Origin of the sequence: Sphingomonas parva (ex Maeng et al. 2020) (assembly GCF_004564275.1) — a bacterium.
Taxonomy (GTDB): domain Bacteria; phylum Pseudomonadota; class Alphaproteobacteria; order Sphingomonadales; family Sphingomonadaceae; genus Allosphingosinicella; species Allosphingosinicella parva.
Map to the genome: position 1 here is coordinate 29,845 of NZ_SPDV01000010.1, position 14,490 is coordinate 44,334.

The 14,490-nt window shown below is 69.0% G+C and carries 8 protein-coding genes; 3 read left to right on the forward strand and 5 right to left on the reverse strand.

Going from position 1 to position 14,490, the window contains the following annotated elements; translation table 11 throughout:
• Positions 1 to 6: 6 nt before the first annotated feature.
• From E2493_RS06825 to E2493_RS06845, 5 genes are all read right to left on the reverse strand, one after another.
• Positions 7 to 1,134, reverse strand: coding sequence for an aldose epimerase family protein (locus E2493_RS06825; protein WP_135085056.1), 1,128 nt, complete (start codon positions 1,132 to 1,134; stop codon positions 7 to 9).
• On the reverse strand, positions 1,131 to 3,680 hold the full coding sequence (locus tag E2493_RS06830) for a glycoside hydrolase family 9 protein (protein WP_135085058.1): 2,550 nt from the start codon (positions 3,678 to 3,680) through the stop codon (positions 1,131 to 1,133). The genes E2493_RS06825 and E2493_RS06830 overlap by 4 nt, the downstream gene beginning before the upstream one ends.
• Before the next feature lie 47 nt (positions 3,681 to 3,727).
• Positions 3,728 to 4,117: a hypothetical protein gene (locus E2493_RS06835; RefSeq protein WP_135085060.1), complete on the reverse strand. Its 390-nt coding sequence runs from the start codon at positions 4,115 to 4,117 to the stop codon at positions 3,728 to 3,730.
• A gap of 66 nt (positions 4,118 to 4,183) precedes the next feature.
• Entirely contained in the window at positions 4,184 to 5,383 is a 1,200-nt protein-coding gene (locus E2493_RS06840) for an endo-1,4-beta-xylanase (RefSeq protein ID WP_225421190.1), read from the reverse strand.
• 5 nt (positions 5,384 to 5,388) lie between these two features.
• A complete protein-coding gene (locus E2493_RS06845; RefSeq protein WP_404828299.1) occupies positions 5,389 to 7,764 on the reverse strand; it encodes a glycoside hydrolase family 3 N-terminal domain-containing protein in 2,376 nt (791 codons plus the stop codon).
• Positions 7,765 to 7,918: 154 nt separating this feature from the next.
• Between E2493_RS06845 and E2493_RS06850 the strand changes: the two genes are divergently transcribed.
• From E2493_RS06850 to nagE, 3 genes are all read left to right on the forward strand, one after another.
• Positions 7,919 to 10,081, forward strand: a complete 2,163-nt coding sequence (locus E2493_RS06850; RefSeq protein ID WP_135085062.1) for an alpha-glucuronidase family glycosyl hydrolase — start codon at positions 7,919 to 7,921, stop codon at positions 10,079 to 10,081.
• A 120-nt stretch (positions 10,082 to 10,201) separates the two neighbouring features.
• Entirely contained in the window at positions 10,202 to 12,760 is a 2,559-nt protein-coding gene (gene ptsP / locus E2493_RS06855) for a phosphoenolpyruvate--protein phosphotransferase (protein WP_135085064.1), read from the forward strand.
• Positions 12,757 to 14,454, forward strand: coding sequence for an N-acetylglucosamine-specific PTS transporter subunit IIBC (gene nagE / locus E2493_RS06860; protein ID WP_225421191.1), 1,698 nt, complete (start codon positions 12,757 to 12,759; stop codon positions 14,452 to 14,454). The genes ptsP and nagE overlap by 4 nt, the downstream gene beginning before the upstream one ends.
• Positions 14,455 to 14,490: the final 36 nt, after the last annotated feature.

A 14,490-nucleotide genomic window follows, 5' to 3' on the forward strand; every position in this document is an offset into this window, starting at 1 on the left:
GGTCCTTTAGCGGCGCGGGGCGGAAAAACGGAAGACGGTCCTGCTCAGCCAGGTTTGTCCCGGGCGCAGCACGGTCGAGGGAAATTCCGGACGGTTGGGGGAGTCGGGGGAATGCTGGGTTTCCAGCGCGATGCCCTCGTGCCTGCGATAGGGCGTGCCCTGCGCGCCCGCGTCGCGGCCGGAGAACCAGTTGGCGGCGTAGATGTGGAGCGCAGGCTCGGTGGTCTCGACCAGCAGGCGTCGCCCGGATCCGGGATCCTCGAGCCGTGCGGCGAGGCCGGGACCGATGCCCTTGTCGAGCGCCCAACTGTGGTTGAAGCCGCCGCGCCCTTCGAGCTGCGCGTGCGGCTCGTCCATCCGCCAGCCGATCGTCGCAGGCTTGCGGAAGTCGAACGGCGTGCCTTCGACCCGGACGAGCCGGCCGGTCGGGATGCCGTCCCTCCGAGTCTCGACAAGGCGGCGGGCGGCGACCCACAAGAGATGCTCGCGCGCGCTGCCCGATCCCGCTCCGGCGAGATTGAAATAGCTGTGGTTGGTGAGGTTGAGCGCCGTCGGAGCGTCGGTCGTCGCGCGATAGTCGATCCGCAGATCGTTCCACGGCGTCAGCGTGTAGGTGATGGTGACGTCGAGCCGGCCGGGAAAGCCCTGCTCGCCGGGCGGGCTGGTGTAGCGAAGCTCGGCGCCGACCTCCTGCCGCTTTCGCACCGGCCGCAGGGCCCAGACCCTGGTGTCGAAGCCGCCGGGGCCGCCGTGGAGGGTGTTCGGCCCGTCGTTGGCTACCAGGCGCACCGGGTGGCCGTCGATGCTGAAGCGCGCGCCGGCGATGCGCCCGGCGTAGCGGCCGATCGCGGCGCCGAAGCCGTAATTGCCGTTCTTGGCCTCGTATTCGGCGAGGCTGCCGAAACCGGGCACGACATTGGCGCGCCGCCCCTGACGATCGGGCACGACGATGTCGGTAATGATCGCACCGTAGCTGATCACCCGCACTTCCATGCCGTGGTCGTTGCGCAACGTCGCCTGCACGATCTCGCGGCCGTCCTTCAGCGTCCCGTAGGGCGCGATGGTGACGCTCGCCGCGACCGCCGGCGAAGCGACGGCCGCGGCGAGCAATACCGCCGGCGCGGCGCGGTTCACTTGCCCTGGCCGCGGCCGTAGAGGGCGTCGGCGGCAAGCGCGAGGAACATGTAGTTCGTCTCTCCGCCGCCCATCACATATTCCGTCTGCTGCCAGAAGAACGGCCAGGTCTTGAGCTCGGGCAGGTCCGGCCGGATCAGGGCGGTGCCGGAGATCACGCCGCCCGGGATGTACGACCATTCGGCGCGGTTGGTGCCGTAGGCGACGGTCGCCGACTTCGATCCGACGCCGGAGGCGAACGACATATTGTTCTCGCCCGGGTGGACGCCGAGGACGAAGTTCAGCGCGCTGACCCAGCTCTGCGGATCGGTGTGCCCGGGCCAGCCCTTGTGGAAGAAATATTGGCGAACGCCCCGCTCCTGGATCGTCCAGCCCGCACCCCAGATGTCGGGCTTGTAGGGCACGCCATAAGGCGAGTCGGTGCGCGCGCTCTGCTTCACCGTCGCCTGGTAGGCGCCGACCGCCTCGTCGAGCCGCGCCTTGAAGCCCGAATCGTCGATCCGGCCGAGCGCCGGCGCGAGCATCCAGGCGGATTGCTCGACATTGCCGAGGATGTCCTTCTCCATCGCGACCAATTGCGCGGCATAGGCGCGCTCGCCGGTCGTCTGGAGCAATTCGGAGAGCGCGAAGACCCGGTTCGACACGCTCCTGGCGCGCGGCAGCGCAGCGGTTGCGATCGCGCGGGCAGCGGCGAGCGATTCCGCCGCGAGCTTCGAATCCCGCGCCTTCATCACCCGCGACGCGGCGGCAAGGCCGGCGGCGACGTAGAGCTCGCGATCGGGATTGTCCTCGGTGAAGACCCAGCGATCGTCGGCGCGGATCGGATTGCCGGAATTGTCGCGGCCGAGTCCTTCCACCGGCTTCCGGAACACATTGTCGGTATGGTTGGCCGCGTCGCCGAGCATCACATATTGCCGGTGGGTCGGCGCGATGATCCCCCGATAGAGGCGGCCGAGGGCCCGATAGCCGCCGACGACCGACAGGAGGCCGTGCTCGATCTGCTGGAGCGCGTCGCTCTGCCCGTCGGGCTGGTGGATCTCGACGAGCTTCTGCTTCTGATCGATCGTCGTCGCGTCGTAATCGAGGCCGAAGTCCTCGATCATCTTGGCGAGCAGCCAGACGGTGCCGATCTGGCTTTCGACCCGCAGGTCGAAGTCGCCCGCGTCGTGCCAGCCGCCGGCGTTCAGGCCCGGCACGATTTCGCCCGGCTTGAAGCGGGTCATCGTCTTCGGGCCCTGCAGATAGCCGTCGAAATGGTTGAGGGCGGTCGGCGCCATCAAGGCGTCGTCGAGATGATCGTGGCCGTGCCAGACGCGGTATTTCTCGTTGACCCGCATGTGGCACATCTGCGCCGGCAGGAAATATTCCAGCGTCGGCTGCCAGACGTGGCGCGAATAGACGTCGTCTCCGATCCGGAACGGGTGCGAGAGCGTGTCGCCATAGCCGACGACGTACATGCCGGGCTCGGTGACGGCCGAGAAATCGAAGGTGCGATAATCGTAGCGCAGGAAGCCGCCCCAGCGCTCCGGCACCGCCTCGAGCACTTCCTTGCGCCCGTCCTCGGTCAGGCGGAAGAGGCGGGCGCGCTTGACGTCCCGGTCGGCGGGATCGAGCTCGATCACCGCCTTCTTCGGCTGCGCCGGCGCATAGCCGACCTGGCTGACCTGCACGACCGGCGCATAGCGCCAATCCTCCTCGACATGCGGCGTCACCACCCATTCGAGCGCATTGGCGGTCGCGCCGGCCGGGATCACGCCGCGAACGATGAACCAGCCGTTGTTGTGGTTGAGCCGGCCGTCGATCAGCTCCAGCGTGCCGCTGCGGCTCTCGATGGTGATCCGCTGCAGGTCCTGGTCGGGCGCCACGACCAGCTTGCGTCCGGTGGCGAGCGGCGCCCCCAGCGGCTCGTTGTTGAGCGACGGCACCGGACCGTTGGGCTGGACCGGCGTCGGCACCGGCACGGCGGGCCCATTGCTCAGGACGACCGGCCCGTTCGGCTGGCGCGGGAAGATGCCGCTCGCCCCGTCCATCAGGAAGCTCTTGCCGAACAGATCGGTGGGGAACAGCTCGAGGTTGAAGCCGACCTTGCCAACCCATTCGCGCGGCACCGGACGATCGAGATCGACGCTGATCCGGAAGGAATTGCCCTCCAGCGGCGTCACTCGGACTTTGTAGCCGAGCTCCACATCCGGATAGAAAACCGGGTTGAAGCCCTTACGGTTCTTGGCGGGGTCCGGATAGGAAAGAGCCTGGGTGACCGTCTGCGTCTTCGCGTCCACCGTCCGCGCGCCGACCAGCGGCACCGGGGACCATTGTCCGGGCGAGGCCTCGAGACGGAGATCGCCGTTGGCGGCCACGCGAATGCCGTGCTGGACGATGGTGACGCCGGTCTGATGGCCCTCGGGATAATAATCCGAGAAGACCATCACGTTCAGGCCCTGGCGGGCGAAATAGCCCTTGTCGTTCAGCTTCAGCGCCTGCGCATCGGCAAGGCCGCCCCAGCACGCCGTCGAGCATGCGAGCGCCAGCGCCACCTTGAACTTCATCCCCGACTTCCCTTCCCTGTTGATTATGTTCTTCGGCCCGTTTGCCGTCAGTCAGCAGCGACGCGGGTGAACGCGCCCAGGCGGCAGCGCGGCACCGCTTTTATCCCTCCGACCGGGAGATCCGCCGGATCGTAGATCCGCACGGAATCGCCGCGGCACATCCGGCTCTCGATCGGATCGATCGCAAGCGTGCCGAAGCTGGAGGCGCGGGCAAGTCCCTGGCAGGCGTCCGGAAGATCGTTGCGGACGACAGTTCCGTCGCTCAGCTCGAAAACGAGTGCCCGATTGCCCTGGGCACGACGACCGGCAATCCGCGTCGCGTCGATGCAATCGATCCGCTGCGCGTCGGCGGCGCTGGTGGTTGCTAGCGTCTCTGCCTGCCGGGCCGTGCAGCCGAGCAGGATCAGCGGTACTGCGAAGACGACGGACATGCGCATGGTCTCTCTCCTCATTCGCCCCCATCACCAACGACTTAGCATGCCGATAAGGCCCCGCTACGCCCCTCAGCCGTGGCGGCTCGAGGCGCCTGCGAATGCGGCCGCAACGGCCTCGCGAAGCGGCTTCGGCCTGAAATCGACGTCGTAGGGAAGGCCGCGCTTGATCGACTTGTCGGCACGCGGATCGAAACCGGTGAGCCAGCTGTACCTGTCAACCATGCCCCAGGCGAGGATGTCGCCGAGCTGAGGGTAGCTCAGCATCACGTCGAGATAGGCGCGGGCGTAATCGGCCACCAGGCGATCGCGGATGCCGACATCGTCCGGCGCGCGCCGGTCGTTGACGTCGAATTCGGTGATGACGAGATCGTAGCCCATGCCGACGACCTCATCGAGGAAGCGGCGCCAGGGTCCCTCGGATTCGCGCACGATCTCGGCGACCGGCAGATCCTTGAGCAGGCGGATGTGCGACTGGACGCCGAGCGCGTCGACCGGCGTGCCCCGCTTCCTGAAGCCCTCGAGCAATTTGAGCACCCCGGCGATGTGGGTCTCGTCCTCGGTCCCCCGCTCCCAGCTCATGTAGTCGTTGTAGACCAGCTGAGCGTGCGGTGCCTCGGCCTTGGCGGTGTGGAACATGACGTCGAGCATCGCCTCGCCGCCCATTGCGCGGGTCACGACGGTATCGCGGATCGCACCGGTCTCCGGCTCGACCGCCTCGTTGACCACGTCGTAGGAATAGATTCGATCGCCGTACCGCCGGCAGACGGTGCGGACGTGCTCGACCAGCATCGCCTCGGCCGCCTTGGACGGCTGGCTGCCGAAATCGTGCCCGACGAGCCATTTCGGGTACCATTTCTGGGGCGCCCAGAAGAGGGTGTGACCGCGCAGCGCGAAGCCCTTCTTCGTCGCATAGTCGACGATCGCGTCCATCTGCCGGAAGTCGAACTGGCCGGCCGAAGGACGCGTCCACTGCCACTTGAGCTCGTTCTCGGGCACGAGAAGGCCGCATTCTCGCTCCAGGATCGCGGCGTAGGCGGGATTGGCGAAACTGCCGCGATCGGCGCCTGCGGCGCCCCATGAGAGCGCGGAGCCGAAGCGGCGACCGCTGCGCTGCGCGAGCGCGTGGAGCGAGCCCTCCGCGGTGGCCCGCGATCCGGCGCTTTCCATGCCGGTCGGAGCGCAGGCGGTCGCCGCCAGCGCCAGACCGAGAGCAAGGCTGTCACGTCGCGTCATGTTCATCTGGGTGACCTCGTCGGAAAAAAGGTTCATGGCGCTCACTCCTCGATCACGAGAGTGGCGGATTTGAGCGCGGCCGAGCTGTTCCCGGCCATGATTTCGAACGCGCCCGGCTCGACGAGCCGCCGCATGTCCGCATTCCACATCCGAAAGGCCTCCGGCCCGAGGGAGAAGCGCAAGGTGCGGCGCTCGCCCGGCTGAAGCGTGACGCGGCGAAAGGCCTTCAGCTCCTTGATCGGGCGCGTGACGGTGGCGACCTCGTCGCACACGTAGATCTGGACCACCTCGTCGCCGGTCCGGGGACCGACGTTCGCCACGTCGACCTCGACATCGACGGTGCCGGCGGAGCGGATCCTCCGCTGCGACAGGCGCGGGGCGGAGAGCTCGAAACGCGTGTAGCTTAGGCCGTAGCCGAACGGGAAAAGCGGCGCGGTGGTATCGAACAGATAGCCGCGCCCGACGCTGGGCTTGTGGTTGTAGTAGAGCGGAACCTGTCCGACGCTGCGGGCGACGGTCACCGGCAGCTTGCCGCCCGGATTGGCGTCGCCGAACAGGATCTGCGCCATGGCGGTCCCGCCCTCCTGGCCGACGTACCAATTCTCCACCAGGGCGTTGGCCCGCTCCGCCACCATCGGCCAGGATGGTGGGCGTCCGTTCAGCGCCATGACGACCACCGGCTTGCCGAGCGCGAACAGCGCGGCGGCGAGCTCGTTCTGCTCGCCGACCAGATCGAGGCTGGTGCGGTCTCCGAGATGGTTCTTCGCGAACCCTTCCCGGCTGGTCTGCTCGGTGTCGCCGATGGCGAGGATGACGAGATCGGCGCCCCGTGCCGTCTCCACCGCTTCGGCGATCAGCTCGCGGTTGCGGACCGGATCGGCGAGCTCGACCTCGTGCAGCGAACGATCCTCGCTGCGGGTGATGAAGACCCCTTGGGCGTGGACGACCTCGGCCTTGCTCCCGACCCGCGCCTTGATCCCGTCCAGCAGGCTGACCGACTGCCTGGGGAAGCTCGAATAGCCGCCGAGCCGGGTCACCGCCGCATTCGGGCCGATCACCGCGATCCTGCGGTGGGCGCCCGGCGCGAGAGGGAGGATGCCGTCGTTCCTGAGGAGGACGATCGACTTGCGCGCGGCCTCGAGCGCCAGGGTCCGCGCCTCGGCATTGCCCGTTACCCGTCCGACCGCTTTCGGATCGGCATAGGGATTTTCGAACAGGCCGGCGCGGAACTTGAGCGAGAGGATCCGGCGCACCGCGCCGTCGACCGTCCCTTCCGAGACACGCCCGTCGCGCACGGCCTGAACCAGAGTGCGGTAGGAGAGGCCTTCGGGAAGATCGGAATCGACCCCGGCGGAGATCGCGCGGATTGCCGCCGCTTGGATGTCGGGCGCGACATGGTGGAAGGTCGCGAGCTCGTCGACGCCGGAATAATCGCTGACCACCGCACCGCGGAAACCCCATTCGCCGCGCAGCACGTCCTGAAGCAGCCAGCGATTGGCATGGGAGGGCACGCCGTCGATCTCGTTATACGAGGCCATGACCGCCTCGATCCCGGTGCGGGTCACCACCTGCTCGAACGGCGGGAAGAAGAATTCGCGCAGCTCGCGCTCGCCGAGCGGCGCGGGGGCGACATTGTTGCCCGCCTGCGGCTGGCCGTGCCCGGTCATGTGCTTCAGCGTTGCGAACACCTTGCCCGGCCGGAGGGTGCGGCCCTCCCCCTGCAGCCCGAGCACCGCCGCGACGCCCAGCTCTCCCGCGAGATAGGGATCCTCTCCGAACGTCTCCTCGATCCGTCCCCAGCGCGGATCGCGGGCGATGTCGACGACGGGCGAGAGGACCAGACTGACGCCGCGGACGCGCACCTCGCGGGCGATGGTCTCGTTGACCCGGCGGACCAGCTCCGGGTCCCAGCTGCTCGCCAGCGCGATCGCCTGGGGGAACATGGTCGCCTCCGTGGCCATGTAGCCGTGGAGCGCCTCCTCGTGGAAGAGGACCGGGATGCCGAGCCGGGTGCGGGTGAGCGCGTGGCGCTGGACCGCGTTGACGAACTCCGCGGTCTCGGCCGGAGTACGCCAGCGGCGATCGCTCGGCACCGCCTCGCCGGCAGGGGCCGTGCGGCGCGCATCGGACGGACGGGCGATCTGGCCGATGCCATCTGGCCAGGCCGCTTCGGCCTTGGCCGGATCGAATCTCTGCCCCTCCCCCAGCACGTCGCGCGTGGTCGCGCCGACGGTGAGAAGCTGCGCGACCTTCTCCTCGAGCGTCATGCGGGCGAGCAGATCCTCGACGCGCAGATCCACCGGTTGGGAAGCGTCCTTGTAGAGGGGCCGCGCGGCGGGCGTCTCGGCGCGCGCCAGACCGGCGGTGAGCGGCACCGCGAGGGTTCCCACCACCGCGCCGGCAACGGCGGCCGCCAAGGCCAGGGGGCGCGAAACGCGTTTCAGTTCGTCTCTCCGTGCGCCGGTTCGCGCTTTTGCCTCTCTTCTCGCGGGAGGCTATGTGATAGCGCTAACATGAAAGACTCGGCGCGCCTTTGTCAACGCGCGTCGGATAGGAGAGGGTGGATTTACGATGCGCCTGACAAACCTCCTTCGCACGATGGTCTCAGCCTTCCTGCTCCTGCTGTCGGCCGGCGCCTTCGCCCAGACCGGTGAAGACGGCTACGACCTCTGGCTGCGCTACCGCCCGCTCGAGGCCGGATTGCAGGCGCGCTATGGTCGGGCTGCAACCGAGCTGGTGGCGACCGGCAGAAGCGCGACCGTCGAAGCCGCCGCCGCCGAGCTCGAGCGCGGCCTTTCCGGGCTGCTCGGACGCCCCCTGCCCCGCACCGCCCGGATCGGCAAGGACGGCGCCATCCTGCTCGGCACGCCGGCCAGCACACCGGCGATTGCGGCGATGAAGCTGCCGCTCGACCGTGTCGGCGCGGAAGGTTTCGTGATCCGCAGCACGCGGATCGGCGGCCGCGACGTGATCGTGATCGCCGCCAACCAGGACATCGGGCTGCTCTACGGCGCCTTTCGACTGCTCCGCCTGGTCCAGACCGGTGCCGCGCCCGAGGGTCTCGACATCGTCGACGCGCCCAAGGCGAAGCTGCGGCTGCTCAATCATTGGGACAATCTCGATCGCACGGTGGAGCGCGGCTATGCCGGCTTCTCCTTGTGGGACTGGCACAAGCTCCCCGACTATCTCGACCCGCGCTACACCGATTATGCCCGCGCCAACGCCTCGATCGGGATCAACGGCACCGTCCTCACCAACGTCAACGCCAATGCCGAGGTGCTGACCGCGCCCTATCTGGAGAAGGTGAAGGCGCTGGCGGGCGTCTTCCGCCCCTATGGCATCCGGGTCTATCTGACCGCGCGGTTCAGCGCGCCGATCGAGATCGGCGGCCTCAAGACCGCCGATCCGCTCGATCCGGCGGTGCGGGCCTGGTGGCGGGCCAAGGCCGATGAGATCTACCGCACCATCCCCGATTTCGGCGGCTTCCTGGTGAAGGCCAATTCCGAGGGGCAGCCGGGGCCGCAGGACTATAAGCGCAACCACGCCGACGGCGCCAACATGCTGGCCGACGCGGTGAAGCCGCACGGCGGCGTGGTGATGTGGCGCGCGTTCGTCTACGCCGCCGACAATCGCGAGGATCGCGCCAAGCAGGCCTATTCCGAGTTCAAGCCGCTCGACGGACACTTCCGCGACAACGTCATCGTCCAGGTCAAGAACGGCGCGATCGACTTCCAGCCGCGCGAGCCGTTCCACCCGTTGTTCGGCGCCATGCCGAAGACGCCGCTGGTGATGGAATTCCAGATCACCAAGGAATATCTCGGGTTCGCGACCCATCTCGCCTATCTCGGCACGATGTGGGAGGAGGTGCTGCGCGCCGACACCGGCCACGGCGGCACCGTCGCCCGCGTTGTCGACGGATCGCTCCATCATTACCCTGTCAGCGGCCTCGCAGGTGTCGCCAACATCGGCAACGATCGCAACTGGACCGGCTCCCATTTCGACCAGGCGAACTGGTATGCCTTCGGGCGTCTCGCCTGGGATCCGGATGCCTCGGCGCGGACGATCGCGGCGGACTGGGCGCGGATGACCTTCTCCAACGAGGACGGTTTCGTCCGCCCGACCGTGGACGTGATGATGGCGTCCCATCAGGCGGTGGTCGATTACATGACCCCGCTGGGGCTTCATCACCTGATGGCGACGGGCCACCATTATGGCCCGGGGCCCTGGGTCAACGATCTCGGCCGCCCCGACTGGAACCCGACCTATTACCATCGCGCCGACGCCCAGGGGATCGGCTTCGACCGCACGCGCAGCGGCAGCGACGCGGTAAGCCAATACGCCCCGTCGGTGGCGCGCATCTTCGCCGATCCGAAGCGCGTCCCCGAAGACCTGCTCCTTTGGTTCCACCATCTTCCGTGGGATCACCGCATGGCCTCGGGCCGGAGCCTGTGGGACGAGCTGGTGCTGCGCTACGGCCGCGGCGTCGCCGAGGTCCGCCGGATGCGCGCCACCTGGGAGAGCCTGCGCCCGTTCGTCGATCCGCGCCGGCACGCCGATGTCGCCGCCTTCCTGCGCATCCAGGAGAAGGAGGCGATCTGGTGGCGCGACGCGAGCGTCGCCTATTTCCGCAGCATCAACCGGCTGCCCCTCCCTCCTGGAGCGCCGGAGCCGGCGATGAGCCTGGATGCCTACAAGGCGCTGAGCTTCCCCCACGCGCCGGGCAATCCGAGCTGACCAACACCAATTCAGTACCAATCCGATGCGGAGAGTCTCGCGACCTATTGAGGACCATTGACGCTTTAGGGGAAAGAAGAGACAGTCCGCGCCCTCACATGTCTTCGATTGGTCCGTTCAATGGCGAGCAGTTCCTCCCCGTCAACCGCACCAGGCCCTGAGGCGAGCGAAAGCGTCGTCCTTCACGCCCCGCTGCCGGGCTGGGTTTCCGCGCTCGGCGAGGTTCCGGACGAGGTCTTCGCGCAGGGCATGATGGGCGAGGGCCTTGCGATCGACCCGCTCGCCGGCGAATTGCGGGCGCCGTGCGACGGCCGGGTCGTCCTCGTCGCGCCGACCTCCCATGCGGTGACCCTTAAGAGCCGAAACGGCGCCGAGATTCTGCTCCACATCGGCCTCGACACGGTGGGGCTCGGCGGCCGCGGCTTCGACGCACGGGTCGCCGCCGGCGACGAGGTCCGGCGGGGCGACCTCCTGATTGCGTTCGATCTCGACGCAGTGGCGCTCGAGGCGCGCAGCCTGATCACGCCGATCATCGTTACCAACGGCGAGCGGTTTCTCTTCTCCGCGTCGGGAACGGGCGCCGTCGATGCGGACGCGCCGATCGGCATCGTCCGGCTGCGTAGCGAGATCGAAGCGACGGCGGTGCCGGGACCGTCCAGCCGGTTCGCCGTTCGGGAGGTACGCATTGCTCTCCCCAACGGGCTGCATGCCCGGCCGGCTGCGCGGGTCGCGGCCACGGCCAAGCAGTTCCGGTCGGAGATCCGGATGCGCGTCGGCGACCGGGAGGCTGGTGCCCGCAGCCCCGTGTCGATGATGGCGCTCGACGTAAGGGACGGCCAGACGATCGAGCTTTCCGCCGAGGGAGGCGATGCGGACGAGGCGCTGGCGGCGCTCGCGCGGCTGATCGAGGTCGATCTTCCCGCCGTCGAGGTCCATGCGGCGGCCGCGCCGAAGACCGTGGCGCCTGCCGCCGCGGCCCCGGCAGGCGTGATCGCCGGCGTCTGCGCCGTGGCGGGCATGGCGGTTGGGCCGGTCGTGCGGCTCGACGGCCGCATCGAGGAGGTTGCGCGCGAAGGCCGCGGCCCGGCAATCGAAGCGCAGGCGCTCGACGACGCGCTTGCGGCTGTCTGCTCGGCGCTCGCCGGTGCCGCCGCCGATCGTGACGCCACCGTCGCGGGCATCGCGACGGCACATCTCGAACTGGTCGGCGACGAGGACCTGCGCGCAGCGGCCCTTAAGCGGATCGACGAAGGTGAGAGCGCCGGCTTTGCCTGGCGCGCAGCGTCGCGCGAAATGGGCGACGCGCTGAAAGCCACCGGCAACCGGCTCCTTGCCGAGCGGATCGACGATCTCCGCGACATCGAACAGCAGGTCCTCGCCCGCATCGCGGGCCGCGAGCGCGACGCGCCGCTGTCGCTTCCCGAGAACGCAATCGTGCTCGCCGACGAGATCCTGCCTTCCCAGGTGGTCGCGCTCGCCGGCAGAGCCGCCGGCCTCTGCACCGCAGGCGGCGGACCGACTTCGCATGTCGCCGTGCTGGCCGCCGCCGCCGGTCTTCCGACCATGGTCGCGGCGGGCCGCGGCCTCGCGGTCGTCGCCGAAGGCACGATCGTGCTTCTCGACGCGACGAGCGGGCGCCTGCACGTCGATCCGGCGGCCGAGATGCTCGACATCGCAAGGGCCGGCATCGCCGCATCGCACGCGCAGCGCCGAAGCGAGCGCGACGATGCTCTCGCCGAATGCCGCACAGCCGACGGCACCCGGATCGAAATTTTTGCCAATCTCGGCGCCGTCACCGATGCGGCGGCGGCGGTCGCGGCCGGCGCCGAGGGCTGCGGGCTGCTGCGCAGCGAATTCCTGTTTCTCGATCGCGACAGCGCTCCGGACGAGGACGAGCAGCACGCCGCCTATCAGGCGATCGCCGACGGCCTCGACGGACGGCCGCTGATCGTCCGGACGCTGGACGTCGGCGGCGACAAGGCGCTGGCCTATCTGCCGATCCCGCGCGAGGACAATCCAGCGCTCGGCCTGCGCGGCGTGCGCGTCAGCCTGTGGCGTCCCGAGCTGCTCGACGAGCAGCTTCGTGCAATCCTGAGGGTCACCCCAGCCGGGCGCTGCCGGATCATGGTGCCGATGGTGAGCGGCCTCGACGAATTGCGGGCGGTTCGCGCGCGCCTCGAGGCGCTCGCCGGGGAGAACGGCGGCGCCGCTGCCGAGCTCGGCGTGATGGTCGAGACCCCCGCGGCGGCGATCCTTGCAGACCAGATCGCGACGGAAGCCGACTTCCTCTCAATCGGCACGAACGACCTCACCCAATATGCGCTCGCGATGGACCGCACCAATCCGGCCGTTGCGGCACAGGTCGACGCCTTCCATCCCGCCGTGCTGCGGCTGATCGCCGCCGCCGCCGAGGGCGGCCGCCGCCGCGGCAAGCCGGTCGGCGCGTGCGGCGGCCTCGCTTCCGATCCGCTCGGCGCCGTCCTTCTCGTCGGGCTCGGGCTCAGCGAGCTCTCGGCCGCCCCGGCCGCGATCCCGGCGGTGAAGGCGCGGCTCCGCTCGGTCAGGATCGACGAGTGTCGGGCGATCGCCCAATGGGCCCTCGATCAGGATTCCGCGGCGTCCGTCCGTCGCTCCGTCGAGGACGCACTGGCCCCCTCCGAAGCAGGAATGAAGGCATGATCAAGCTTCGTATCGATCGACTGCAGCCGCTCGGCCGCGCCCTGATGCTGCCGATCGCCGTGCTGCCGGCGGCCGGCATGCTGCTGCGCCTCGGCCAGCCCGATCTGCTCGACATCGCCTTCATCGCCGCCGCCGGCGACGCGATCTTCGCCCATCTCGGCCTGTTGTTCGCGATCGGCATCGCCGTCGGCCTCGCTCGCGAGAACCACGGCGCCGCCGGTCTCGCCGGTGCGGTCGGCTTCCTGGTCACGATCGAAGGCGCGAAGGCGCTGCTCGCGGTCCCGCCGGAGACGGTCGCCGCCTTTACCGATCAGGCCGCGCGGGATCTCGCCGCAGCGGCCTACAAGAGCCAGCAGATGGCCAAGCTCAGCGTGCCGGCCGGCGTGCTCTCCGGCGTGGCCGCCGGCATGCTCTACAACCGCTTCGCCAACGTCCGCCTGCCTGAATATCTCGCTTTCTTCGCCGGCCGGCGGTTCGTGCCGATCGTCGCCGGCTGCGCCGGACTGTTCGGCGCCCTGCTGTTCGGCCTCGGCTTCCCCTGGATCGAGCCCGGCATCGACGCGCTCAGCCGCTCGGTGGTCAACGCCGGCGGCTTCGGCCTGTTCGTCTACGGCACGCTCAACCGGCTGCTGATCATCACCGGCCTCCACCACATCCTCAACAACATCGCCTGGTTCATCATCGGCGATTTCAACGGCGTGACCGGCGACCTCAAACGCTATTATGCGGGCGATCCGACCGCCGGCGCGTTCATGGCCGGCTTCTTCCCGGTGATGATGTTCGGCCTGCCCGCGGCCTGCCTCGCGATGTACCGCAGCGCGCGGCCCGAGCGGCGCAAGGCCGTGGGGGGCATGCTCGCCTCGCTGGCGCTGACCGCCTTCCTCACCGGAATCACCGAGCCGATCGAGTTCACCTTCATGTTCCTGGCGCCGGCGCTCTACGCCGTGCACGCGGTGCTGACCGGCCTCTCGATGGTGGTGATGGATGCCCTCGGCGTGAAGCTCGGCTTCGGCTTCTCGGCCGGCCTGTTCGACTATGTGCTCGGCTACGGCCTTTCCGCCCGGCCGCTGCTGCTCATCCCGGTCGGCCTCGCCTACTCCGCGGTCTATTACGCGACCTTCCGCTTCTGCATCGTTCGCTTCAACCTGCGCACGCCGGGCCGCGAGATTGAGGAGAGCGTGGCAGCGACGCCCGCGGCTGGAGCGGGAGGCGCGGGCGGCCTGGTCGGCGCTCTCGGCGGCGCCGCCAACATCCTGCGGGTCGACGCCTGCATGACGCGCCTCCGGCTCGAGCTCGCCGATCCGAACCTGGCCGACGAAGCGGCGCTGCGCGCCCTCGGCGCCAAGGGCGTGGTCCGGCCGGGCGGCGGAGCGCTCCAGGTCGTGCTCGGGCCGATTGCCGATCAGGTCGCGGGAGAGCTTCGCCAGGCGCTGCGCGACGGAGATACGGCGGGCAGCAGCGATGCGGGTGCGACCCGGCGCCTCTATGCAGCGCTCGGCGGCGAGGACAATGTGCGCAGCCTGCAGGTCCGTGCCAACCGGCTGCTCGTCGCCCTGCGATCGACCGACGCGGCAGACGAGGCAGCGTTGCGCGCCCTCGGCGCCCGTGGCGTCGCCCACAGCACGGGCGGGCTGCTCCACGTCATTCTCGGCCCCGACGCGGCGCGCTGGACCGGAGGGCTGGCGAAGGCCTGATTCAAGGCTCCCCGCCGCCTCCGGCGGCGGGCTCGA